Consider the following 25,199-nt stretch of genomic DNA (forward strand, 5'->3'; position numbering starts at 1 on the left):
TCTTTTCGTCATCTTGTCACAAAGGCCAGTAGAAAACGGAGCGCCGTCTCCGCCGGCGGCGATTACCGCCTTACGGAAGCGGCGATTACGGGGCCTTGTCGGCGGATACAATGAGCGTGTCCTTGCAGGCGGGATTGTCGATTCCCGGCATCGAGCCGGGGCAGCCTGTCGGTTGATGGGTATAGTAGAATTCAGCCAGCCAGATCGGCAATATATCCATGAAACGTGACCCGAGAACCAGCCAGGACGGGAAAACGATCCGTCTTTTGCGTTGTGCCAGACCACGGAGAATATGAGCCGTCGCTGTCTCGACACGCATCAGCCCCGGCATGGGAAAGCGGTTCTGCGCGACCATGGGGGTTGCGACGAAGCTGCAGCAGACGCTCGACAGATAGATGCCCGCCTTGCGGCTATAGGCGCCGCTCGCCACGAGAAAACGGTCGAGCGCAGCTTTGGAAGCCGAATAGGAGGGGGTGCCGGGATAGGAAACAAGCCCGGCGACCGAGGCGATGGCACAGATCTGACCGCGTTGTTTATGGAATCGCCCAGCCTTTCTCAGAGGCTGGTTTCGCATACGCTCCATGATGGGGAGAATGGCATTCAGGGCGCCATCGAGATTGACGGCCATCATGCGTCGTATCTGGCCCGGCGTCTCGAAGGCTGCGCCCTCCCCGTCGCAGGAAGAGACGCCCCCCGTCACACCGGCGCATACAAGAAGCAGATCGATGGCGAGGTGAGGAACCTGCGCGCACCATTCGGTCATGGCTGCGGTGTCCGTCACGTCCAGGCAGGTAATGACGGCCTGTGCGCCTCGCGTCTCGCACCCTTCACGCGTGGCATCGAGGCCGGTCCTGTTGCAGTCGGCGAGATAGAGCGTTCGTCCCGGTGCCGAGAGGGACAGGGCGAGGGCGCGGCCGATACCGGAGGCCGCACCGGTGATGAAGATCGTGCGATAATCCATGGCGGCGAATTTATACATTGTGTGTCACCCCGCCAAATCCCGCCGCCATTTCAGCCAGATGGGCATGATGGGTCATGAACAGGATCTGATTATGCCGCGCCAGGGCAGAGAGTGTCGCAAATCCTGCCGCAGCGCGCTGCTCGTCGAATGTGATGAACAGATCATCGGCGACAAAGGGCAGGATCACGCCGCGTGCACGCGCCTGATCGAGCGCCGCAAGACGCAGACTCAGGAAAAGCTGATCGCGTGTGCCTTCGCTCATGGCACCGGGGCGGATCATGCGTTCGTCATCGAGCATGGCCGCCAGTTCGGGCGCTTTGCCGTCTTCGGCAATGGTGAGCTTGCGATAGCGTCCGCAGGTCAGCGCCGCAAAATGGTCCTCGGCCGATTTGAGCAGGGGGTTGGTGTTTTCATCCCGCTGGCGTCTGGCCACATGGGTGAGGACAAGCGTCTGGATGCGTGCGGTGGCCCAGGCCTCGGCAGCACTGGCCATTTCAGTGCGGCAGATTTCGATATCGAGTGCGGCATCGCGTGCATTATGTGCCTGCTCGATCTGCCTCATATCATTGGCAATCTCGCCCTGCCTTCTGATTTTTTCCTCGCGCTGGCGTTCTGCTTCCTCCTGTCTGTCGGCCAGGCCGGTCAGATGCAGCGCAATCCGTTCTGTGGGCCAGTCTCTCGCCTGTTCATGCAGCGCATCGAGATCGGAAAGTGCGGCTTCACGATGCAGGCGTTGCTCGAGACGCGTATATTCGTCCTGTGCGGCATAACGCGTCTTCTCGCGCATGACGACGCTGCGCAGCCTGTCTATGGTCGTCCGCACGGTTTCGTCTTGCGTCACCATGCCTGACGGCAGGCGGCGTATGAAGGGCGTGAAATCCTGTGCTGCCACGGACAGCGCCTGTTCAGCCTCGGCCAGGGCATGGCCGGTTCTGGCGAGCTCCAGATCGTAATCCTTCGCCTTTTCACGATCGATTCTTGCCTGATGCAGTGCCCTGACAAGGCCCACCAGACAGTCCTGCGCAGGCTGTTGCGCCAGCCCGTCTTCTCTATGCAGTTCCGTGGCAAACGCGATGACAGCGTCATCGAAGGCAGTGGCTTCATGCTTCTGGGCATCGAGTGAGCCCCTGAGATGGACGGCTTTCTGTGCGGCGTTGCGTAGCGCGATCAGACGGTCGAGCCCGTCGATGCTCTGAAGAGAGAGATCGGATCGCGATGCTGTGGCTTCCGTCCAGGCTGCGGCCAGCGCCTTGCGCTCCTGGGCAAGGATCGCGTTCTTGCGTGTCTCGCCGCTCAGGCTTCGTTCTTCCTGCTCGATATCTGCCCTGATCTGGTGCAGGCGGTCTGCTTCTCTCTGCCAAAACGCATGACGGTGCTGTGCCTGAAGAATGGCATCTGCCACCGTCTCGGCAGGGGGCATGTCGGGAAGTTCGCGCCGCAGAAGATCGAGGGCCTTGAGGCGCTGGGTCGCGCGCTCAGTCTGTTTTGCGGCAATACGGCTCAGTGTGGCTGCATCCGTCAGGGCGCGATCGCGCAGGACGAGCCAGCTTCTGAGCGTTTCAGGGTCGAGTGCAGGCAGGGTACGCGCGGCAAGGAGAGCCTGCCAGTCACGGTCTGCGGCGTCACGATGGGCGTCCAGCGTTGCCTGCTGTGTTTCGAGGTGCTGACGTTCGAGGGTCAGGCGGTCGATTTCCTGATCGATCTGGGTCAGCTTTGCCGATTCTTCCGCTTCCTCGAAGCGTCGGTCTGCCAGGGTATCGGCATGAGATACGGCATCGAGATAGCGCGTGCGCAGGGCATCGTCCGGCTTGCCATGCGTGAGGCTGTCGAACAGGGCATCACGCTCCTTGCGTGCTGCGAGCAGTGCGGCGGCAGAGACGATCTGGCGCTGTTCAAGATGGGTCTTGGCGAGGGTCTGTCGATCGAGTGCAACGCAGACGGCGTCGCGCGCGGTTTGCAGGGTTTCATGTTGTGCCCTGTGCGTGCGCCATGCTGCGATGATGCGATCGAGCGAATCCGGTTCGGGTACGGCCATGGCATGAAGGGCTTCTGGCGTGCCTTCCCATGGTGTCAGGTCGCGCAGGGCAGCGGCCAGTCGCGTTGCGGCTTCCTGATGATCGCATGCGAGAGCCGATAATTCGGCGTCCACACTGCTGCGCCGTTCGGCCTGTTGCAGCGCGATGGCCAGTGATTCCAGCGGTGGTGCGGGCGTGTCGTCGAGGCGGGATCTGGCACGCGCAAGGCGATCCTGTGCTGCTTCACAGGCCTCGCGGCATTCTGTCTCGCGCTGTGTCAGCCGATCGTTCCGGTTGGCAAGCGGACGCAGGTTTTCAAGCAATGCCTGATCCGGCAAGGCATCGAGCATCGCCGCATGATCCCCCTTCAGCCCTGCGGCATGCAGGGTGAGATTCAGTTCTTCCAGCGTTCTTTCGAGATCGGGCCATGCGGCGCGCAGAGGGGTGTAGTGTGCCTGCTGCCTCTGAAAGCCGTCGATACGATCTTCATGGGCGAGAAGATTCAGATCCGGTGTGCAGGCTGCGCGCATGGCGCGTGCGCTCTCATGCTGTTCTGCCAGCCGGTCGCGGTTTTGCTGACAGCTGACGTAACGGGAAAGACCTTCATCGAAGACATCATGATCCTCCCTCGTAAACAGGGGAGGCTCTTCCGTGGCGAGCCAGGCTGTGAGCTGGGCATGCCGGTCCAGATCGGTGCGCAACCGGTCGATACGCTCCAGCGTGGCGCGCTCTTGCTGTATGTCCCTGAGGGTGGTCTGCATTGTCTCGAGTGTGGCATCGATCTCCTCGATCTCCCGATTGAGGGCAGTCCAGCGCTGACTGTCTTTTTCGGCGGCTCCCAGACGCTGGCGTGCGTCGCCAAGGCGGTTTCTCAACTCGTTCAGTCGTGTGCTGCGCCCGTTTTTGCGCCAGATCGCGCCGGCTTCGGCCTCCAGCGTGTCGAGCACGTTCTGCACATTGTCCAGACCGAAGCCGGCGGCCAGAAGCTGCTGGCCGAGATCGTCCTCGAAATGGGCCATGGCCTCGCCGCCAAGACGCAGGCGTTCATGGTCGAGGCTCCACAGACGTTCGAACGCGCCCCGATCCACACCGCCGAGCCAGCGCAGAAGCCGGTTCTCATCCAGAGGGGTTGAGCCATCTTCTGCCAGAAGCGTCTGTTTGGTGCCGCGTCGTCGTATCAGGGAGAGCGGTTCGCCGTCGCGTTCCAGACATGCGCCGACGCGCAGCTGTGACGCATCGAAACGCCAGTCCTGTCCCTTGTGATGCGGAAAGCCGAAGAGCAGGTCGCCGATTGCTGAAAGCGTGGTGGATTTCCCGGCTTCGTTCGCGCCGTAAAGCACCTGCAGGTCCAGCGGGTCGGACGCAAAATCGTACCGGCGTTCGGCAAAACTGCCATAGCGCAGGAGATCGAGCCGGGCGAACCTCATGGCATGTCTCCCGGTGAAAGCTCGGTCTGGCGCCTGTCGCCCCGGTCGGACTCATGCTCACCGGCCAGTTTTTCGCAAAGCGCCTCCTCGATGAAGGGAAGGATGGCGGTCCAGTCGCGCTTGTCGATCCGGTCGAGCAGGGAGCCGGGTGCGATATCGCCCAGACTGAGCGTTTTCAGGCACAAATCGAGATCCTGCCCGATGTCTTCAAGAAGATCCGGATCCTGCGTGGCACGATGGATCAGGGCCGCGAGGGCCGTGTCATCGGTGACGGGCGCGCGGTCGGCTGACTCGCCCACTGGGGGATGCGTTTGCAGAACGAGTTTTTCAAGTTCGATTTCGCCGCCGCTCATCGCGGCGAGATGCTGCACCGCTTCACGCAGGACGGGGCCCTGTCGTCTGAGACGATCGTGCAGGACGGTCTCGCCCGTGAGCGTGAGGCGCATGACGCAGAGATGATCGGGATGAGCGCGAGCGGTTTCCTGAAACAGCGTGCCCAGACGCTGATGCAGTTCGGCCTCGTGAACGATGGCTGTGCAGTCGAAGGATTTGTCTGTCCAGCGCACCACATCGCAGGAGATCGGCTCGATCGCCTTGACGACATGGTCTTCGACCGTGACGAGAACGACGCCTTTTTCGCCTGTCTCGCGTATATGTCTGCCCTGCAGAACACCCGGATAGACGATAGGGGTTCCGTCATTCAGGATCATGCGTTCATGAACATGACCCAGAGCCCAGTAATCGTAGGATTTTGCGCGTAATCCCTCCGGGGTGCAGGGCGCATAGGTTTCATGCTGCCCATGACCGGAGAGCGAGGTGTGAAGTACGCCGATATTGAAATAGCCCTCGACCGGCGGCGGGTAGGCGGGGGTCATGTCATGAGGCACGTGACGCTCGGCAAAGCTCTGGCCATGCAAGGCGACGCGCAGCGTATCCATGGTGAAACTGCCGGGCTTACGTGAGGGAAAGCGGTCGATCCCGGCCTGAAGAGGCAGATCGCGCGTCAGGATGGAGGCTGCATCGTGATTGCCCTGCAGCAGAAAAACGCGGATGCCATGTCTGATCAGCCGCCCAAGCGCATGGGCCATGTAGCGCCCGGTACTGATCGTCTTCCAGTTGCCGTCGTACAGATCGCCCGCGATCACCACGAAAGCGACCTCATGGGCGATGGCGGCGTCGACCATTTTATCGAGTGCGCGTCGTGACGCATCACGAATGCGTTCCATGGACAAACCGTCATGACGCTCGAGCCCTCTGAGTGGGCTATCGAGATGCAGATCGGCGGCATGCAGAAAGCGGAAAGAGCTCATGACGTCTTTCTAGCGCATCTGGATCCATAATGCGCCGGTCGATACACCACCGCCGATAACAGGGGCACAGACTCACCACCATGTCACACCACCCAGTGCCGGTTTCGTCATGATACCGGCCGATAATATTCTTCTGCTTCTTGTGCTCGCCGCGGCAAGCGGCCTGATGGCCCGGGCAATACGCAACCGGATGCCGCTCCCTCTACTTCAGATCATTCTCGGCGTCGTGGCAGCGCTGGCCGGAGTAAGGATCGGGCTCAGGCCTGATCTGTTCATGCTGGTCTTTCTGCCGCCGCTGCTGTTTGCCGATGCCTTTCGCATGCCCCTGCGCGAATTCCATGAGCTGCGTGGCACGATTTTCTTTCTTGCTTTCGGTCTTGTGGTGCTCAGCACGGTCTGTTGTGGCTATGCGATCCACTGGCTCGTTCCCACGCTCGACCTGCCCTGCTGTTTCGCGCTGGCTGCGGCGCTTTCACCGACCGATACGGTGGCCGTCTCGGGTTTGCTGGCCGGACGGCATGTGCCTGAGCGCATGATTCATGTTCTGTCCGGAGAGGCGCTGTTTAACGATGCGTCGGGACTGGTCTGCTTCCGTTTCGCTACGGCGGCGGCGCTGACGGGCGAGTTTTCCTACCGTCAGGCATTTGACGAATTCCTGCTTGTCTCGCTCGGCGGTCTCGCGATCGGCGCGGTGATTGCCTATGTGTCGGCGCGCCTCAACCGTATTCTGCTGCGGCGCGGTTTCGACGATCCGCCCTTGCAGATCACGCTGATGATCCTGCTGCCTTTTGTGACCTATATCCTTGGTGAGCGCGCGCATTGCTCGGGTATTCTGGCATCTGTCTCTGCCTGCATGGTCATCAAGATGATGGGTATGATCGAGGAGACCAATACGGCGACGCGCCTTCAGGCGACAACCGTATGGGGAATGGTCAATTACATCTTCAACGCGCTGATTTTCCTGCTGCTGGGCTTGCAGCTTCCGGCCCTGATGCGTGGCGGGATTGCGACCGCGCATGAAGGCAGTATTTCCGTCCTGCAGCTGTTCGGCCTCGTTCTGGCGATCTACGCCATCATGACGGTGCTGCGCTTTGCCGGGGTGTGGCTCTCTATTTTCAGACGCTGGCTGGTGGCACGCTGGATGCATGTGCCTTTCCTCTGGCCCGATTTTCTCGGTTCGGTGCTGCTCACCTTTGCCGGGGTGCGAGGGGCGGTCACGCTGGCAGCCGTCCTGTCTCTGCCTGCTGCAGGGAGTGCGCTCGGGGCTTTTCCTTCACGCGAGCTGCTCATCACCGTAGCGGCCGGGGTGATTGTGGTGTCTCTGGTGGGGGCCGGGTTACTCATGCCGCTTTGTCTGCGTTTTCTGCCCAAGGCGGGTATGGAGCGTCATGCTGCGGAGGAAAATGCAGCGCGTCAGAGTCTGCTGCATACGGCTATCGATTTTCTGCATGAGGAAAAAACGCATATCGCCAGCGAGCCTCAGGGGCAGGATGCCGACAAGGCTCTGCGTCTGGATGTCATCGACAGGCTTGCGCAGGTTTATCTCAACCGCCTGAGCCAGATCGAGGAGACGCCGCAGGGCTCTCTCATGAGTCGCAGCCTGTCCCTGAGGCGTGAACGTATAGAGCTGGCGACAAGACTGCTTTTGCTGCGCGCGCAGCGCCAGACGCTGCACAGGCTGTTCGTAACCCGTGGGATCAATGACCAGATGGAGTGGGAGCTCCAGCAGGAGCTGGATTTCGAGGAGCAGCTGTTGCGTTCGCGTGTGCAGCGTCTGCCCGTCGATATCTGATGGTGGGTTTTACCCGACCGTTTTCACCTATCCGTTTTCGGTTCGGGATACCGGATGGGCATGAAACCGGTTGGCGACACCCGGCACAGGGGGCACAAACCGGTCCGGGCTTTTCAGCGATGCGATTTCATATCATGCCGCGCTGGTTCAGCTCCCTTTTCATGGTGTCGAGCATGAAGCGCGTGGACTCCTCGGCCCGGTCTTCCCAGGCGAAGACGCAGGACGAAAGAATGCCATCGAAGCGTATCTCGGCCAGCGTATCGAAAAACCGCTTCCAGTCGATTTCGCCCTGACCGATATCGAGATGCTGATGAACGCGTACGCGCGATCCGGGCGGGTTGACGATGTAGCGCAACTCCGAGGATTTGCGATGGTCGAACGTATCGGCCACGCGGATATGCACGAGAATGTCGGCAGCCTCACGCAGCATGGCCGCCATATCCTCGCCGTAGAAGAATGTGTGCGGCACGATATACGACATCCTGACGGCATCGGAGCCGACATTGCGGATGATATCGATGGCGGGATGGAAGGTCTCCACCCAGTCTTCGGGGTGCGGTTCGAGCGAGAGGGTTATGCCTGAGCGTTCGAGCAGGGGCACCAGATCGTCCATCGAGCGCCAGAAAGCCGCCTCGCAGGTTTCCGGCGTGGCAACGCCGGGCGGCAGACCGGACGAGCGTTCGGGCGATGTGCCGCGCCCGAATTCCGATACCATCACCTTGCATTCCATCTCGCTGGCAATCTCGATGGCGCGTCGCCAGTAGCGCATGGCGGTCTGGCGCTCTTCCTCGATCGGGCTGGACCAGCGATACATGGGCTGAAGTGTGGTGAGTTCGGTGCCGTTGTCGCGCAGGGCCTTTCTGAAATCGCGTATGCGCTGCGATGTGGCGCGCGGCATGACCCACCACTCCAGAAAATCGGCACGGGGGGATAATTCTATGCCGTCGAAGCCGTAAGACGCTGTTGCACGCGCAATATCCGGCAGGGAAAGATGGCGCTGCATATAGGGGTCGAGAACCAGTTTCACCGTTGAGGCTCCTCTCTCTTTGTCGCGACATCCCTCAGGGAGAGGGGCGTTGCGCCGACACTAGGCAGAGGTGCAATGCGGTGGGTCAGGAAAACTGATCTGAAACCATCATCCGGCCATTCTCCGGGGTAGAACAGCCCCGGTTCTCACGGATCTGCGCGCGGATGGTGCGCAGATCTCACGCGAGGTTTATCGGCGCGCCGTGTGTCAGCGCTTCGGCAGGATATCCGGGCCGTTATACTGGCCGCCTGCCATGGGGCGATTGACCGGTGGCGAGACCATCGAGTCCGGCCAGGCAGGTTCGTCCGCCGCACCCGGCACGATGGCCGTCCGGTTGCGGGGAAGCGATTGCGGCATTTCCTCACGCAGGCGCTTGAGCATACGCTCGCGCAGGTCGCAGCACAGATCCCACATGGCGTTGGCATCGCGTGCGCCGGCGATCAGCCGTATCGAGATGACCTGTGCGTTGCTGTCTGCCACCTGACAGCCCACCGACCCCATATCGTGATCCCAGTCTTTCGACTTCGCGAGCTCTTCCTGGAACATGCGGCGTACCTCATCGACCGGGGTCTGGTAGTCGAGCCAGAGGAAGATCGACCCGATCAGCGAGGGCGAGCTGTGCGTCCAGTTCTGGAACGGATTTTCGAGGAAATAAGCGATCGGCACGATATAGCGACGACGATCCCACGTGCGCAGCACGACATAAGTGGCGTTGATTTCTTCCACATAGGCCCAGTCGCCGTTGAGGATCAGCATATCCTCCATGCGTATGGGCTGGGTGATGGCAATCTGGATACCGGCAATCAGGTTCGACAGGGCCGGACGGGCCGAAAGACCGACGACCAGTGAGGCAGCACCTGCGGATGCGAATAACGACACCCCGTACTGACGTACGGACGGGAAAACGATGAGAGCAGCACCGACCGTAATGACGCCGAAAGTGATCTCGATCACGCGACGCAGGATGCGTATCTGTGTCTGATGCGACCGTACGGTGATGTCATCGACTTGGGCGCGGTTGGCGATGCGGTCGAGATATTTGTCCGTGCCGAAACGGAATGCCTTGATCAGCCCGAAACCGAGCGTGATGATGAAGGCAAACGCAAAGAAATGGGCCAGGAACTGGGTGGTGGACCATGAAAAGCCGGTGGCAGCCGGAAGGGCAGCACTGGCTGCCACAATCATCAGCAGCAGGCGGACGTGGTTTTGCAGCCGTGCAATCGTTTCGTGAATGAACGCGATGCGACGCAGTCCGGGCAGCCGCGGCAGAGCCTCGGTGATCAGCCTGCTAAACAGCAGGGCAAACAGGGCCGCTGCAATGAGAAGCATCGATGAGGCGAGTGAAGGCGGCAGCCAGTCGAACCATGCGAGCAGTTTCGACATGGAGTGCACGTAGTCTTGCTTGATCACAGGCTTTCCTTCTTCTCTCCGGTCCGGCAGGTCTTGCTATCACTTTGCTGTGATATGACAAAACCGACGCCTCGAAGGGTTAACCCCCGATGGCGTCTGCGTTTCCCATGAAAGAGCGGTAAGAAAAGAGCAGCCCCTCAGGCGGCAGGTTTCTGCGCCTGTTTCAGGCCTCGCCTTCGGCCTCGAGAGGCAGGCCGGGTCGTGCAGCGAGACGGCGTGCCAGGAGTGTGCAAACGAACAGCTGGATCTGATGATACATCATGAGAGGCAGCACCACGGTACCGACGACGGAAACCGGGAACAGGATATTGGCCATGGGTACGCCGGTTGCGAGAGACTTCTTGGACCCGCACAGCATGAGCGAAATACTGCTCTCTTCCGAAAAGCCGAGCACACGCCCCAGCAGGCGTGACAGAACCAGTACCAGCACGAGAAGCACGAGATCGAGCCCGGCGGTAAGGGCCAGATCAGGCACCGATACGCGATGCCAGATACCCTCCACGACGGCATGGCTGAACGCCGTATAGACAACGAGGACGATAGAGCCGCGATCGCTGAACGAGAGCAGTTTCTTGTTGCGATGGGCCCAGGCACCGAGGCGCTTGTGAAGCAGCTGCCCCACGCCGAAGGGCAGGAGAAGCTGCGTTGCAATATCGACGATGGCATGGGCCGACCAGACATTACCCTTCTGCACGATCAGCCCGACCAGAATGGGCGTGGCCACGATACCGATCAGGTTGGACAGGGTGGCGGCGCAGATCGAGGCAGGCACATTGCCTCTGGCGATGGAGGTCAGTGCAATCGAGCTCTGCACCGTCGAGGGCAGGCAGCACAGAAACAGCACGCCATGCCACATATCGGGCTTGAGCAGACCGGGAACGAGGGCATGCAAGGCCAGACCGAGCAGCGGAAAAAGCAGGAAGGTGCAGGAAAGCACGCTTCCCTGAAGGCGCCAGTCGCGCACGCTTTCGAGCACGGCTTCGGGTTTCAGCCTTGCGCCCTGCAAAAAGAACATCAGGGCGATCAGACAGGTCGTGAGACGGGAGAGCAGTACGGCCTCATTTCCTGAGCAGGGCAGGAACGTTGCCAGCACGATGGCGGCGATCAGGCTGAGCAGGAAAGGGTCTAGTTTGCGCATGGAAAGGGATTTCCACTGCAATGGCATGGTTTGGCAAGAGGGTATGAAGTGGGCTCATCGACAGGTCCCACGGGGTTTTTGCCGGGAGAATGAGGACCGGTCATGCGAGCACTCAGGCGCAATAAGGCCCGGAGATTACGAAATCCCAACATTTGGGTTGCTGCTGCCGCAGGCGCACTCCGCTATAGAAATGTCAGTCTCCAGATAACCAAGATTTTACAGGGCCATGATCAAGAGCTTTCCCGGTTTTTTCAAAGTCTCGTCGCTTTTCGACCTGTTCGAGGAGTGTGCGATGCTCGTTCTCACCCTGTGCGTTATGGTGGTTGCAGCACTTGGCCTCGTTCATGTCGTCTATGCGGTGTATGAGATGATACGCACGGCCACGCTGGAGCCCTCCAACCCGGCTGTGCTGCAATCCCTGTTCGGCCTGTGCTTTACGGTGCTGATTGCGCTCGAATTCAAGCACTCGATTCTCGTGGCGCCCGATACGCCCTCTCATAGTCTGGTGAGAATGCGCTCTGTCCTGCTGATCGGCATGATGGCAACCGTGCGCAAATTCATCGTGCTCGATCTGAGTTCGGTCGATGTGATGCAGGTTCTGGCGCTGTCGGCATCCGTTCTCGCGCTTGGTATCTGCTACTGGCTGGTGCGCAATCGCAAGCCGAGTTCCGAAATCTCCATGTCCGCTACGTCTTACGACGCAACGCCTCACGAAATCGTCTGATCCCGATCATCTGATTCCGGTCATCTGACGTTCGTGATCGGACTTCCGGAACCCCGGCGCCTTCGAGCGCCGCGCCTTTTCTGAAAGAAAGCGCATCGGGTGAAACGGCCCCGATTGTGCCGATTCTGCTTTACCTCTCGCAGGAAAAACCCGGTTGGGGCACGATGCCGGCCGATGCGATCTGCACAGACAAAAGCCAGACGGAAATCTGTGCGTGTGAAAGCCCGCCGCCATGAGCGAAACGCCTTTTGATCCGACAGATGATGCCGATGCGCAAGAGGCGCATGCTGCCCCTTATCCGCAATCGGACGGCCGTATTGCGATACGCGAGGCAAGGATTCTTGCCGATGACTGGGCCGTCCTGACGAAATACACGCTGAGTTATCGCCGCAGGAATGGTGTCGAACAGGTTCTGACACGTGAGACCTACTATCGCGGGGATGGAGCCGCCATTCTGCTCTATAACGTCGAACGGCACAGCGTGCTTCTTACGCGGCAGTTCCGGCTGCCCGCCTATGTCACAGGGCATAGCGCCGATCTGATCGAGGTTTGTGGCGGGCTGCTCGATCGCAACGATCCGGCTGTGGCCATGCGCCGTGAGCTACAGGAAGAAATGGGCGTCGAGATCGGCGCGATTACCGAGATCGGCTGCTATTACATGAGCCCCGGTTCGGTCACCGAGCGCATCCATTTTTTCACGGGGGCCTATACGGCTGACATGCGTATGCACAAGGGCGGTGGCCTTGTGGAAGAGGGGGAGGAAATCGAGGTGCTGGAACTCGATTTTACCAAAGCCCTGCATATGGTCGATGACGGACGTATTATCGACGCCAAGACGATCCTGCTTCTGCAGCATGCCGCCCTGAAGGGTCTTTTCGCCTCCCGGGTGAAATGTAACGCAACCGGGTGCACAGGCTAACACAAGCCTGTGATGATCGGTTTTTATAGCTGACAGGTAAAAGCTGGATATCTTACAAAACGAAAATAGAGTTTTCGTTTCGAAAGATCGTTTACCATGTCGATGGGCGTGAACAGCGCAACACTCAAACGGCGTCTGGGAATTGTCGATGCCGTAAGGCGCGCCGGATTTGTCCGGACCGAGGCGCTTGCCACACAGTTCGATGTGTCGATGGTCACCATAAGATCCGATCTTGCTTATCTGCAAAGTCAGAATCTCGTCATCAGAACCAATGGCGGGGCTCAGCCTGCGCATGATTATGCAGTCGATGCGCCACTCGATGAGGGCCCGACACTCTATGAGGCGCGGGCTCTGGCACGTGCCGTGGCGTGCAGGCTCAAACCGGGTTCCTGCGTGTTTCTGGATAACACGCAGGCAGCTTCTTTCGTGCCGGTCTATGCAACGGTGGAAAACCTGCGTTTTGTCGTCAACAGTTTCGAGACCTATCATCTTGCCAGTCGCACGAGCGATGCCGCCGTATCGCTGCTGGGTGGCGAGTACGATCGTCTGGGCTATCCGCTGATCAGCCCGGCAGCCGTTCATGCCCTGTCTTTTTACGATCTCGATCTGGCCGTGATTTCAGCCTCACAGATCGGCAAGCGCGGTTTTTCCTGTCTGGATCAGACGGGTAACTGCCTTGAGACCGCGATTTCCCGGGCGAAACAGGTTTTCCTGCTGACCGACCGTCTCGATCGGGCAGACGATGACGGCCACGTTCTGGACTGGCGTCCCACCATGTCGGTTCTGCATGGCGGCACGCCACCCGATGGGTCGGTTCTGTGCGAGGACTGGTCCGTTTTTACCGATGGCACGGTGCACGCCGACACATCGTCATAACCCGGCTGTCAGGCCTCTTTTTCTTTCCTTCACTTTCGATGGATCACCGATCATGGCATCCAGTTTTCTGATGGACCAGTCTCCGGACGCACCGCGTTGTATCGTCACGATCGGTGAGATCGTGGTGGAGATCATGGCCGAAACCCAGGGTACGGGCTTTCTCGAACCGATTGCGCTCAAGGGACCTTACCCCTCCGGCGCTCCGGCCATTTTCATCGATCAGGTTGCCCGTCTGGGCGTCGAGTGCGGCATTGTCTCGGCGGTCGGTCGTGACGATTTCGGCGCACTCAATATCGAACGCCTGAAACGCGACGGTGTCGATATTTCGGCCATACTGAGCGTCGACAGCTATGCGACGGGCAGCGCCTTCGTGCGCTATCGCCCCGATGGTAGCCGGGATTTCGTTTATAATATCCGTCAATCGGCCTGTTCGCAGACCGGTCTGCATGAAGCTGCACGCGGGCTGCTCAAACGCGCCACGCATGTGCATGTCATGGGATCGTCCCTGTTCTCTTTCCCGATTATCGATGCGGTGACAACCGCTGTGCATCAGGTCAAGGCGCAGGGTGGCACCGTATCTTTCGACCCTAATATCCGCAAGGAAATGCTGGATATTCCCGATATGCGCGCGGCCTTGCAGCTGATGCTTCAGGAATGCGATATTTTCCTGCCGAGCGGCCCCGAGTTGCTGTTGTTCAGCAGCGGCGTAACGCATGAAGAGGCCATTGCCGAAATTCTCGACATGGGTGTGTCGGAGATCGTGCTGAAACAGGGCAGCGAGGGCGCAACCTGTTTCAGTGCCGACAAGACGCTGCACAGCGCCCCCTTTGCCGTGGAGGAAATCGACCCGACCGGTGCAGGCGACTGTTTCGGTGCAACCTATGTCACCTGTCGCCTGCTGGGCAAAGAGCGTGAGGAGTCCCTGCGCTACGCCTGTGCCTCGGGCGCGCGCGCTGTCTCGTTTTTCGGCCCGATGGAAGGGACATCGGATTTCGCGTCACTCGACCGGTTTATTGCGAGCCAGACCACGGGAGAAAAAGCATGACACTTTCCCATCTGAATACATTGCCCCGTCTGGATACATTGCGAGACCGTTTCGATCGGGGGGAGGGGCTGGCAATCACCTCGGTCTGCTCTGCACATCCGCTCGTGATCGAAGCCGCGCTGCTTCATGCGGCGTCACGCGGCAAGCCTGCGTTGATCGAGGCCACCTGCAATCAGGTCAATCAGGATGGCGGCTATACCGGCATGACCCCTGCCGGGTTTCGCGACTATGTTTTCGGCATTGCCGACCGGCTGGATTTTCCGCGCGAGCAGATCATTCTAGGGGGCGATCATCTTGGCCCCAATCCATGGAAATCGCTTCCGGCAGAAGAGGCTCTGAAAAAAGCCTCGGACATGATCGCGGCGTATGCCGAGGCCGGTTTCACCAAGCTGCATCTGGATGCCAGCATGGGGTGCAAGGGCGAGACCGATCATCTGCCGGATGAGATCGTGGCCGAGCGGGCGGTGATGCTTGCCAGACGGGCAGAATCCGTTGCGCCGGCGCGTCCTGTCTATGTGATCGGCACCGAAATCCCGACACCCGGCGGTGCAACGGAGGCGCTCGATCACGTCGTGCCGACCACGCCCGATGCGGTGCGCGCCACCTATCGGGTGCATGAAAAGGCGTTTCGTGACGGCGTGCCCGAAGCCTGGCCGCGTGTGATCGGCATTGTCGTGCAGCCCGGTGTGGAATTCGGGCACGAGGATGTGGCGATCTACAAGCCCGAACAGGCCCGGGATCTGGTGGCGACACTGGCGCAGCTGCCCGGACTGGTTTTCGAGGCGCATTCAACCGATTATCAGCCCGGTGCCTCGCTCGCCCGTCTCAAGCAGGACGGGTTCTGTATTCTCAAGGTTGGCCCCGAGCTGAGTTTCGCCCTGCGTGAAACGCTGTACGGGCTCGATGCCATAAACGGGTTTATCGATCCGCAGGCCGTTTCGCTGGTCGGAATCATGGAAAAGACCATGCTGGCTTCACCGGCCAACTGGCAGAGCCATTATCATGGCAATGCGATGGAGCAGCATATCCTGCGCCATTTCAGCTACAGCGACCGTATCCGCTATTACTGGCCAGAACCCGCGGCAGAGCAGGGCGTCGCCACGCTGATCCAGTCTCTGGAAAAGGCGCCCGTTCCCGAAACCATGATCAGCCAGTATCTGCCCCGGCTCTTCGAGCGTGTGAAATCCGGCGCACTCGCCGCCGATCCGAAATCGCTCCTGATCCAGTCGGTACGCGATGTTCTCGACCGCTACGAAACGCTGTGATCTGCCCGCTGAAACGACAGACGAGATAACAGCCAGAGACTGCAGCAGAAGGATTCAAGACATGAACGCCACCAATACCACACAGGGCAAGCCCCTCCAGAACCGTATCGCCCTGATTACCGGTGCCGTACGCGGTATCGGCCGCGCGATTGCCGAACGCTATGCCAGCGAGGGCGCAAGCGTCGTGATCGGCGATCTTAACGAGGCAGGCGCTGTGAGCGCGGCAGCCGAGCTGGGCGAAGGGCATCTGGGCGTGAAGCTCGACGTGACCCGTCAGGAGTCCATCGATGCAGCGCTGGCCGCCATTATTGCGCGTTACGGTCGTATCGATATTCTGGTCAATAATGCCGGGCTGTTCGATCTTGCGCCAACGGTCGAGATCACCCGCGAAAGCTATCACCGTATATTCGCGGTGAATGTGGAAGGACTGCTTTTCACGCTTCAGACGGTGGCACGTCAGATGATTGCGCAGGGTCATGGCGGCAAGATTATCAATTTCGCTTCACAGGCCGGGCGTCGTGGCGAGCCGCTGGTTGCGATCTACTGTGCTTCCAAGGCGGCGGTTATTTCCCTGACGCAGAGCACGGGGCTCGATCTCATCAAATACGGCATCAACGTTAATGCCATCGCGCCGGGTGTGGTCGATAACGAGCACTGGGACGATGTGGATCGTCGCTTTGCACAATACGAGAATCTGCCTCTCGGTGAGAAGAAGCGTATCGTCGGTGCATCGGTGCCTTTCGGGCGTATGGCACGCCCTGACGAGATCGGGGGGCTTGCGGTATTTCTGGCGTCCAAAGATGCCGATTATATCGTCTCGCAGACCTATAACATCGATGGCGGCAACTGGATGAGCTGATGCCATCGGCAGGCCTGTGATGTAAGCGTCGCGAGGGATCGATCCTGAGCCGACTAGCACAGGCCTGACGCTTTTTTCCGACCACAAGACGACAAGACCGAGGTGCAGGCCGTCTGGCCTGCATCATGAAACGGGCTGCGCCCATGCTGTTGAACGGAATACGGCTCCGACCGTGATCCGCTTCCGGCGTGAAGGATCGCGCTTGCCCTGACGAAGGGGAAAACATGACGAAACTGAACCGTTCTCATGGGAGTAGCGGTGGGGGGGCAGCCACCGACCGGTCCGGAATCGACGCGATCGTGGCAGAAACCTCACCGGGTCGTTCAGCCTGGCTCATTCTGGCTGTCGCATCCTTTGCTGCGGCAGTCTGCGGCGGTCTTTACGGCTACGATACAGGTGTGATTTCCGGGGCGCTTTTGCTCATGACGCGGGAATTCGGTCTGTCTCACACGCAGCAGGAAATCGTTACGGCTTCCATACTGGCGGGCGCTGTCATGGGCGCATTGGTGACGAGCTGGTCGTCGGAATATCTGGGGCGCAAGAAAACCGTGCTGGTCGTGCTGTTCCTGTTCGCGCTCGGGGCGATATTATGTTCGCTGGCACCCAGTATAGGCGCTCTGATTGCTGCACGTTTCCTGCTTGGCATTGCGGTAGGCGGTTCGACCCAGGTGGTGCCCATGTATATTTCCGAACTCTCGCCCAGTCGGTATCGTGGCACGTTGGTGACGACCTTCAATGTTGCGATCGGGGTGGGGATCGTTCTGGCCAATATCGTCGGGTATTATTATCACGATGTCTGGTCATGGCGCCGCATGGTGTCGGTCGCCTCCATTCCTGCCGGTCTGGTTTTTGTGGTGATGCTGTTTATGCCGGCAAGTCCGCGCTGGATTGCCGAAAAACGGGGGCTGCTGGCGGCGGCGCGCATTCTTGAGCGTGTGCGTCATACAAAGCCCGATATTCATCAGGAACTGACTCAGATCGAGCGTATCCGTCAGTCGATCAACCCCGAGAATTCCGGCTGGGCCGGTCTGGCCCAGCCTTGGGCGCGACCTGCTCTTGTGGCAGCTCTGGGTGTCGCCTTTTTCACGCAATGCGGCGGGTTGGAGATGATGATCTATTATTCTCCGACATTTCTTTCCGATGCCGGGTTTGGCAAGAATGCTGCCCTGCTGGCCAGTGTTGGCGTGGCGCTGGTCTACGCTGTCGTGACGCTGGTGGGGTGTTTTCTGGTCGACCGTGTCGGGCGTCGTCGTCTGATGCTGATCATGATTCCTGGCTCGGTAGTGAGTCTGATCGGGCTCGGTCTGTCCTTCATGTCCGGTAGTCATCAGGGTATCGGTGCGCTGGCGACGGTCGCCTTTCTGCTTTTGTTCATGATGTTCAATTCCGGCGGTATTCAGATCTGCGGCTGGCTGCTGGGGGCAGAGCTTTTTCCGCTCGGTATGCGCGGCCCTGCAACGGCGCTTCATGCGGCGATGCTATGGGGCAGTAACTTGCTGGTTACGGGAACAGCCCTGACGCTGGTGCAGGCTGTCGGTATCGGCGCGACCATGTGGATTTATGCGGGGATCAATTTCCTGTCGTTTGTTTTCGTCTGGCGGTTCGTGCCGGAGACTGCGGGTCTGTCTCTTGAGGATATCGAGGGCAATCTGCGCGCCGGGAGCTTCAGTCCGCGCCGGATACGCAAGCTCGATGCGTCACATGAGGCAGCTCATGGGGTTGCGACGATGAGACTGTAACGATGGGACTGTGGTGATGGGGGCCGCATTGCGCCTGAAAAGAAGGTGAGGTGAGGATTGGGTTTCCCACCAGTCCGGTTTGTCTGTAACCCTGTCTATTGCGGTCGCATGAGATCGATCAGAAGGGGTGCGGGTATGAACCGGGCAAGCAGACTGGGAAGCATAATCGGGCTTTGCGTGGCGACCGTCCTGCCTTGCGCGGCTCAGGCGGCCGATACGGTGTTTTCTCCATCCGATCAGGCAAGATTGCACCAGATCGAAACCCTCACCGCCCGGATATCCGGTTTTTCACAGCGTGTATCGGCAATTTCAGCGGCATTTCTGGGTACGCCTTATATCGCCAATACCCTGATCGGCGGACCAGAAATTCCTGAGGAACTGGTCATCCGGTTTGATGGGGTCGATTGCTATACCTTTATCGATCTCGTGCGCGCCCTGACGCTCTCGCGTGACAAGGGCGGCTTTATCGACGTCCTCGAAAAGACACGCTACCGGAACGGTCGGATTACCTATCTGAACAGACGCCACTTTCTGACGGACTGGGTAGCTCTGTCGCCGCAGAATGCACGCGATATTACGCGCGAGATTTCATCTCAGGTCAGGGTAACGCACAAGAACCTCAACCAGCGCAGTCATGGTGGGGTCTATATCCAGGGGCTGGATATTCATCCGCGCGATATTGCCTGGCTGCCCCCCGAGGCCTTGACCCCGGAAACTGCGGCAAAAATCCATACGGGGGATGTGATCGGTATCTATACGGCGCTCGATGGGCTGGATGTGACCCATACCGGTCTGGCCATCTGGAAAGATGGCATTCTCCGGTTTCGTAATGCGTCATCCCTGAAAGCGAATATGAAGGTCGTCGATACGCCTCTTCAGGATTATCTCAGAAACAAGCCGGGATTTCTGGTTCTGCGTATGAACGAAGCCGAGTGACACGAGACTGAATGACATCGAGCCCCGACAATACGGGGCTGATCGACATGGGGCGGGTAAAGTCTCGGGATCGCGCCCCGTTCAGGAATATCCGGGTTCAGGAAAATCAGGCGAGTTCGCAGACCCAATCCTCTCCCTGAAGCGGTACGCCGAACAGGTCGTGCGGCGCCGTGGCGACGCAGGTAAACCCGTTTCTCGCATAGAGCCGTCGTGCGGTTTCGAGCACTGTATGCGTCCAGAGAATAACGGAGCGGTAGTGTTTCTCGCGGGCGAAGGAGAGGCATTGCTGCACGAGCGCATCGCCAATTCCGCGCCTGCGCGCAAAGGGCTCGACATGCAGTAATCTCAGCCTTGCCCTGCGTTCGCCTTCATCGGTCAGGAACACGGCACCCGCCATGACGCCATCGAGATCGGCCACCCAGCAGGATTCTTTCTCGGCATTGAACTGGCGCAGGAAGCGCGATGCGGTCTCAGCAATCAGGCATTCCAGTTTATGGCCCCAGCCATGGCTTTGCGCGTAAAGGGCTGACTGGCGTGCGGCAATCAGACTGACCTCACCCGGGCCGGGTGCGCGCAGGGTCAGGGTGGTCTGGCGTTTCGGCGCAAGCAGGAGATGGGCACGGGTAAGCGAGGCAACCAGATCCTGTTGCTCCACCGGGTCGAGTGCATCGAGATTTCTGCTTATCGCCTCCCTCAGACGCATATCGAGATCTTCGACAAGCGCCTGTCCTTTTTCCGTCAGGCGGATGGGCCGGATCCGTTTGTCGTGATCCAGCCGGTCGCGTGTGATCAGATCGCGTCTGCCAAATGTTGCGATCATGCGGCTGAGATAGCCGCGATCGATCTGGGCCATTTCCTGCAGGCTTGCCGCAGTTACAGGCGCATGACGGGCAATTTCGATCAGCAGTCTCGCTTCGCCCATACTCATGGCAGAGCCGAGAAACTGCGCATCGAGTGCACCGATATGCTGCACGAAAAATCGGTTGAAGCGACGTATGGCCTCGATCGTATTATCCATATCAAACGCTCCTTTCTGGTTTTGAAGAGTCCTCACATGCGCGAGGCATCAGGGCAAGTCGAGAAGGCGCGAGCAGCATCATTACAAACCGGAAGCGCAATAAAGGCTGAGCGTTCGCGGGCTCGTTCCGGTGGCGCATGAAGCGCGCTGTGGCTTTGTTGCTGCATAAGTGAATGAAACCTGACTCTTTCGTCACCTTTGAATTGACAATGACTCGCATTTGCAAGATGGGCATAAAAGATTTTGGCCCACTTTCATCACGATGAATTTGAAACGATGCGCAGGATAACCGGTATTGTCGTTCTTGCTCTTGCAAGTGCGACCTCTCTCAGTGCCGCTCTGGCGGACGATACGCGGCCGGATTCGATCCTGCGCAAAAAACCGGTCGTGGCGCCACCGAAGAAAGCCGATGAGCTTATCATCGTTTCGGCGACCGGCCTGTCTCAGGCGGGGGCGACAACCAAAACGCGCACACCCATTATCGACTCACCGCAGACGATTTCGATCGTGACGCGTGAGGAGATCGAGCTGCGTGCGTCCCCGACGATTGCCGATGCGCTCTCTTATATGGCGGGCGTGCAGGCTGAGCCTTCGGGTGTGGATAACCGTGTGGATGAAGTGTCGGTGCGTGGCTTCGGAGCGGGGGGCTTTTCGTCCAACAACAATTTCGTCGATGGGCTGCGCCTGCCTTCCGGCGGGCAATGGACACGCACCTCATTCGACCCGTTCGCGCTCCAGCAGATCGAAGTGCTGAAGGGACCGTCTGGCGCGCTTTACGGTCAGACAGCGCCCGGTGGTATCGTCAATCTGACCACAAAGCGTCCGACCGAGAAATCGCATGGCGAATTTTTTCTCCAGACCATCGGTTATACCAGGCTTGGCAACTGGCAGGGTCAGGCCTCGGGTGACGTCTCTGGAAAACTCAATAAATCCGGCACCGTGAGGGGGCGTATCGTTGCTGTAGCCCGCTATGGCGGTACGCAGGTCAACGATGTGGATAGCGGGCGGTATTATGTCTCGCCCAGCCTGACATGGGCCTATGCGCCAGGATCGAGCTGGACGCTGCTGGCGCAGTATCAGCGTGACACCGGTGGCTCGACCTTCCAGTTTCTCCCCATGACCGGCACGCTTGTGCCCTCGAAAGGACGATATATTGCCAATGACGAAAATATCGGCGAGCCGAACTGGAATACTTTCGATCGCACGCAGGTGCTGACGGGGTCATTCCTCGAGCACCGGTTCAACAACATCGTCACGCTGCGCAACAACACGCGCTACACGTATCTGGATAACCTTTACCGCTCGACCGTGTTATCGGGCGATACGCTCACGAAATGCACCGCCAGCATCAAGGGATGCGTGCCCTATCAGACGGTCAATCGCCGTGCTGTCGAAGGACGTGGGCGCTCTCAGGGCGTGGCAACGGATACTCAGCTGGAGGTGAGGGCCAGAACGGGTGTCGTGCGCCATACGCTGCTGTTCGGCACGGATTATTTCTATACCAACTGGGAAAGCTCACGCGATCTGGTCAATTCGGCGCTTGTGCTGCCTCTGCTCAATATTTTCGACCCCGTAGCGCGTGGCACGACCGGTTATTCGGCCGGTCTGGCGCCGCAGGTTTATGGCGCAACGGAATCGCAGCAGAACGGTCTGTATTTCCAGGACCAGATGAAGATCGAAAATCTCTACATCACGGTCGGCGGTCGTCAGGACTGGGCGCGTGACAATACCCTCAATATCCTGACCAAAAAGCGCTATCTGAACGATAATGACCGCTTCACCTGGCGTGCTGGCGCGGTCTATCGCACCAAAATCGGTCTGGCACCCTATTTCAGCTATGCCACGTCCTTCCAGCCGCAGGTGTCCGACCCCTCCACCGCACTCGACAACAAGCCTTTCAAGCCAACGACAGGCGACCAGTATGAGGCCGGGCTGCGTTACCAGTACGGAAAGAGCATTTACGTTACTTTCGGCGGGTATCAGATCACGCAGCAGAATGTGACAACGCCTGCGCCGAACGGTCAGCTTTGCGGCACGGCGACATGCCTTGTGCAGACAGGTGAGATGCGTGTGCGTGGTCTTGAACTTGAAGGCCGTGCGACCCTGCCCTGGGATATGGCGGTGATTTTTACGGGCACGCGCAGTGCTGCCAGAATTACGGAATCGAACACCGCCTCGCAGATTGGCAACACCATGCCTCAGGCCCCGAAATGGATGGCCTCGCTGTTTGTCGATCAGCGCCTGCTGCATGGGCCGATGCGCGGTGCCGGTTTCGGCGGTGGCGTGCGCTATACGGGTCATTCCTACGGCGATACGGCCAACACGCTCTCCATCCCCGGCTACACGCTGTATGATATGTTTCTGCGCTACGATTTTGGCGTGGCGCGGCCGCGCTATAACGGCCTCTCTTTCTCGCTCAACATGCGCAATATCGCCAATAAGCGCTTTGTGGCGACCTGTACGGCGGTTTCAGCCTGTTATTACGGTCAGGGCAGAAGCCTGACCATGCGGCTGGAGTATCGCTGGTGAGTGGGACGGGTCTGTCTGGCGTTGCGGGTTTTTGCCTGGCTCTGGCTGCTGGAGCCGCTTTTTATCTTGCCAGCAAACAGCAGCAATTGCTTCGGGTACGCCCACCGTTTCGCGTCTGCATGATGGTGGGTGGTCTGTTTGCGCTGCTCTCGCTGATCGGGTTCGTGACCGCGACAGATCGGCTTGTCGGTGTCTTCATGACGGTAGCGATGCTGATGCTCGTGCTCAGCCTTCTCCCTCTGGGTGTGGCGCTTCACGCAAAAAAAGGTGAACGGTCATGAAGGTGGCGAAACTGGATAATCGCCAATGGTTCGCCAAAACGCTCGCGGGACTGGTTGCGGGTGCGGTGCTGGCTCTGGGCGCGATGGTTCTGGCGGGACATCTTTGTGGCGCGACAGGCAATCCGATGATGCTGTCCTCGCAGTTTCTCATGTGGGGGGCTGCGCTGATCTGGGTGATCTGTCTTAGCCTGTGTTTCCTGTTTCACTCCGGGCTCGGGGCATGGTTCGGTCTTGGCTGGATTGCCTGCCTGGTATGGCTGGCCAACACGCTGCTCGCCGGGTTTTTTGGGAGTGAGCAGCCATGAAACTGCGTGCCGATATCATTGCGGTCTATCGTGAGGTTCATAGCTGGGTCGGTGTGGTGGCGGGATTGTTCCTTTTCATCGCGTTCTATGCCGGGGCGATCAGCATGTTCGAGCCGACGCTGGAGGCCTGGCTGACACCGCCACCAGTGCTTCCGGCAGCGGTATCGCTGGAGCAGACACCTGAGCTGCTCAACAAGGCTTTTGCTGTCTATCCCGAGGCACGTCGTCAATACAGCGTCGTTATCAGCCCCGATGCAGACCATCCCGCACGGCTGCAGTGGCCTCTGGGGGAAGGACGTCACGGTCACGGGTCATCGGCCATGATGATGGCTGCGCTCGATACTCAGGGCGGCCTCGTGACCGCTACGCATAAACCATCGCCTGTCGCCCGGCTGATCGATACGGTGCATCAGCGCATGGGGCTGCCCTTGCCGCATGAACCCGCCATGATCGTGATGGGGTTTATTGCGCTGGGTTATGCGCTGGCTCTGGTGTCGGGCACCATAATTTTCATACCGGCCATGGCGCGTGCGCTGTTCGCAGTGCGACTGGTGGGAAGCGTCAGGCGCAAATGGCTCGATCTGCACAATCTGCTCGGGTTCTGCTCCTTGCCCTTTCACATCGTCATGGCGCTGACTTCGGTCATTTTCGCCTTTCACGAGGTGATTTTTGCGGTGCAGGGCGAGTTTCTTTCCCACGCCGGTAATTCGGGCGAGCATGAACGTCATGGCGGGGGAAAAGGCAGGGGGCATGGCCCGGCCATGGGCGGCATTCCTGCAGAGGCCCGCCCAGCGCAGGGCGCAGCATTGCTGGCTCCGGCGGAAGTTCTGGCGCGTCTGGCGCAGGTCGCGCCGGGCTTTGTGCCAGATACCCTCGACTATTCCATGCGTCCCAACGCATCACGCGGTGCATCGCCCGGTTCTGGCCCGGTTCTGCGTGTTTCCGGGCACGACCCTGCCCATGTCATGCGTGGCCCCACGAGTGGATTTGCAACGCTCGATCCTTATACCGGCCGGATTTTGTGGAGCGATTATCTGCCGGGCCATCAATCGGCAGGTTTTGCTGCGCTGACCAGTTTTTTCGCGTTGCATTTCGGTAGCTATGGCGGAGTGCCGATACGCTGGATCTATCTCGCTCTCGGCTTTGCAGGGGCTTTTCTGTTCTATACCGGTAACAAGCTCTGGATTGCCGTGCGCCGCCGCAAGGAAAAGGCGACGGGCTGCCTGACGGACACGCGCAGTACGTGTTTTCTCTCACGCCTGACGACGGGCTGCTGTACCGGCTGCATGACAGCTATTGCCATTCTGCTTTGTGTTGCGCTGCAGTTTCCCGGCTTACTGAGTGAGGCCTGGGCTTTCCGGATTTATCACGGTGTGTTCTGGCTGATGCTGCTGGGCGCGCTTCCCTTTGCTGCGGGTGAAGCCCTGATGCTCTGGCTGGCGGCTTTTGCTCACGCCACACTTGCGGTCCTTGTCCTGCTCCGGGGAGGGCAGACATATGCAGCGAACTGGAGCGTTGCTCTGCTGGCGCTCGGTCTGACTTTTCTGCTGTTGCGTCTGGCCCGCCAGCAGGGGGGTGTGGTGCGCCCTGCCTGACAGGCTTGCTCTCTTGGGGGCGAACAAG

The 25,199-nt window shown here is 59.4% G+C and carries 20 protein-coding genes; 13 read left to right on the plus strand and 7 right to left on the minus strand.

Annotated elements, in window-relative coordinates; genetic code table 11:
- Positions 1-85: 85 nt before the first annotated feature.
- Genes NF685_RS12575 through NF685_RS12585 form a run of 3 tightly spaced genes read right to left on the minus strand, consistent with a single transcriptional unit; the run spans position 86 to position 5,713 of the window.
- Entirely contained in the window at positions 86-979 is an 894-nt protein-coding gene (locus NF685_RS12575; RefSeq protein ID WP_252849885.1) for an SDR family NAD(P)-dependent oxidoreductase, read from the minus strand.
- A complete protein-coding gene (locus NF685_RS12580) occupies positions 972-4,403 on the minus strand; it encodes a YhaN family protein (RefSeq protein ID WP_252849886.1) in 3,432 nt (1,143 codons plus the stop codon). Before NF685_RS12580 ends, NF685_RS12575 begins: the two co-directional genes overlap by 8 nt.
- Entirely contained in the window at positions 4,400-5,713 is a 1,314-nt protein-coding gene (locus tag NF685_RS12585; protein ID WP_252849887.1) for a metallophosphoesterase family protein, read from the minus strand. Before NF685_RS12585 ends, NF685_RS12580 begins: the two co-directional genes overlap by 4 nt.
- A gap of 109 nt (positions 5,714-5,822) precedes the next feature.
- Here NF685_RS12585 and NF685_RS12590 point away from each other — a divergent pair, with 109 nt between their 5' ends.
- Complete coding sequence (locus NF685_RS12590; protein WP_222546164.1) at positions 5,823-7,505, plus strand: Na+/H+ antiporter; 1,683 nt, start codon at positions 5,823-5,825, stop codon at positions 7,503-7,505.
- 127 nt (positions 7,506-7,632) lie between these two features.
- Here the strand turns inward: NF685_RS12590 and NF685_RS12595 are convergent, their stop codons facing one another.
- The 3 genes from NF685_RS12595 to NF685_RS12605 form a co-directional block, all read right to left on the minus strand.
- On the minus strand, positions 7,633-8,532 hold the full coding sequence (locus NF685_RS12595; RefSeq protein WP_252849888.1) for a sugar phosphate isomerase/epimerase family protein: 900 nt from the start codon (positions 8,530-8,532) through the stop codon (positions 7,633-7,635).
- Positions 8,533-8,739: 207 nt separating this feature from the next.
- Complete coding sequence (locus tag NF685_RS12600) at positions 8,740-9,939, minus strand: mechanosensitive ion channel family protein (RefSeq protein WP_408868367.1); 1,200 nt, start codon at positions 9,937-9,939, stop codon at positions 8,740-8,742.
- 166 nt (positions 9,940-10,105) lie between these two features.
- Entirely contained in the window at positions 10,106-11,080 is a 975-nt protein-coding gene (locus tag NF685_RS12605) for a bile acid:sodium symporter family protein (RefSeq protein ID WP_222546163.1), read from the minus strand.
- A 226-nt stretch (positions 11,081-11,306) separates the two neighbouring features.
- On the opposite strand from NF685_RS12605, the gene NF685_RS12610 reads away from it, so the two are divergent.
- The 8 genes from NF685_RS12610 (at position 11,307) to NF685_RS12645 (ending at position 19,443) form a co-directional block, all read left to right on the plus strand.
- Positions 11,307-11,804 carry a phosphate-starvation-inducible PsiE family protein gene (locus tag NF685_RS12610; protein WP_222546162.1) on the plus strand — a complete coding sequence of 166 codons (498 nt, stop codon included), beginning with the start codon at positions 11,307-11,309 and terminating at the stop codon, positions 11,802-11,804.
- Between the two features lie 232 nt (positions 11,805-12,036).
- Complete coding sequence (locus NF685_RS12615) at positions 12,037-12,723, plus strand: NUDIX domain-containing protein (RefSeq protein WP_252849890.1); 687 nt, start codon at positions 12,037-12,039, stop codon at positions 12,721-12,723.
- A 96-nt stretch (positions 12,724-12,819) separates the two neighbouring features.
- Complete coding sequence (locus NF685_RS12620) at positions 12,820-13,599, plus strand: DeoR/GlpR family DNA-binding transcription regulator (protein WP_222546160.1); 780 nt, start codon at positions 12,820-12,822, stop codon at positions 13,597-13,599.
- 52 nt (positions 13,600-13,651) lie between these two features.
- On the plus strand, positions 13,652-14,644 hold the full coding sequence (locus NF685_RS12625; protein WP_252849891.1) for a tagatose kinase: 993 nt from the start codon (positions 13,652-13,654) through the stop codon (positions 14,642-14,644).
- Positions 14,641-15,909 (plus strand): D-tagatose-bisphosphate aldolase, class II, non-catalytic subunit, encoded by a 1,269-nt coding sequence (locus NF685_RS12630; RefSeq protein WP_252849892.1) that lies wholly within the window; start codon positions 14,641-14,643, stop codon positions 15,907-15,909. The genes NF685_RS12625 and NF685_RS12630 overlap by 4 nt, the downstream gene beginning before the upstream one ends.
- A 61-nt stretch (positions 15,910-15,970) precedes the next feature.
- Entirely contained in the window at positions 15,971-16,768 is a 798-nt protein-coding gene (locus NF685_RS12635; RefSeq protein WP_252849893.1) for an L-iditol 2-dehydrogenase, read from the plus strand.
- A gap of 224 nt (positions 16,769-16,992) precedes the next feature.
- Complete coding sequence (locus NF685_RS12640) at positions 16,993-18,507, plus strand: sugar porter family MFS transporter (RefSeq protein WP_252849894.1); 1,515 nt, start codon at positions 16,993-16,995, stop codon at positions 18,505-18,507.
- 135 nt (positions 18,508-18,642) lie between these two features.
- Positions 18,643-19,443 (plus strand): DUF1460 domain-containing protein, encoded by an 801-nt coding sequence (locus NF685_RS12645; protein ID WP_252849895.1) that lies wholly within the window; start codon positions 18,643-18,645, stop codon positions 19,441-19,443.
- A gap of 106 nt (positions 19,444-19,549) precedes the next feature.
- Here NF685_RS12645 and NF685_RS12650 read toward each other — a convergent pair whose 3' ends face one another.
- The gene (locus tag NF685_RS12650; protein ID WP_252849896.1) at positions 19,550-20,461 is read right to left on the minus strand and encodes a bifunctional helix-turn-helix transcriptional regulator/GNAT family N-acetyltransferase; all 912 of its coding nucleotides are present in this window, start codon (positions 20,459-20,461) and stop codon (positions 19,550-19,552) included.
- Between the two features lie 276 nt (positions 20,462-20,737).
- On the opposite strand from NF685_RS12650, the gene NF685_RS12655 reads away from it, so the two are divergent.
- From NF685_RS12655 to NF685_RS12670, 4 genes are read left to right on the plus strand one after another with little or no spacing between them, the layout of a single operon-like run.
- Entirely contained in the window at positions 20,738-22,990 is a 2,253-nt protein-coding gene (locus tag NF685_RS12655) for a TonB-dependent siderophore receptor (protein WP_252849897.1), read from the plus strand.
- The gene (locus NF685_RS12660) at positions 22,987-23,271 is read left to right on the plus strand and encodes a hypothetical protein (protein ID WP_252849898.1); all 285 of its coding nucleotides are present in this window, start codon (positions 22,987-22,989) and stop codon (positions 23,269-23,271) included. Before NF685_RS12655 ends, NF685_RS12660 begins: the two co-directional genes overlap by 4 nt.
- A complete protein-coding gene (locus tag NF685_RS12665) occupies positions 23,268-23,576 on the plus strand; it encodes a hypothetical protein (protein WP_252849899.1) in 309 nt (102 codons plus the stop codon). The genes NF685_RS12660 and NF685_RS12665 overlap by 4 nt, the downstream gene beginning before the upstream one ends.
- Positions 23,573-25,171: a PepSY-associated TM helix domain-containing protein gene (locus tag NF685_RS12670; RefSeq protein ID WP_252849900.1), complete on the plus strand. Its 1,599-nt coding sequence runs from the start codon at positions 23,573-23,575 to the stop codon at positions 25,169-25,171. The genes NF685_RS12665 and NF685_RS12670 overlap by 4 nt, the downstream gene beginning before the upstream one ends.
- Positions 25,172-25,199: the final 28 nt, after the last annotated feature.

The organism is Asaia lannensis NBRC 102526, assembly GCF_024054035.1.
GTDB lineage: Bacteria > Pseudomonadota > Alphaproteobacteria > Acetobacterales > Acetobacteraceae > Asaia > Asaia lannensis.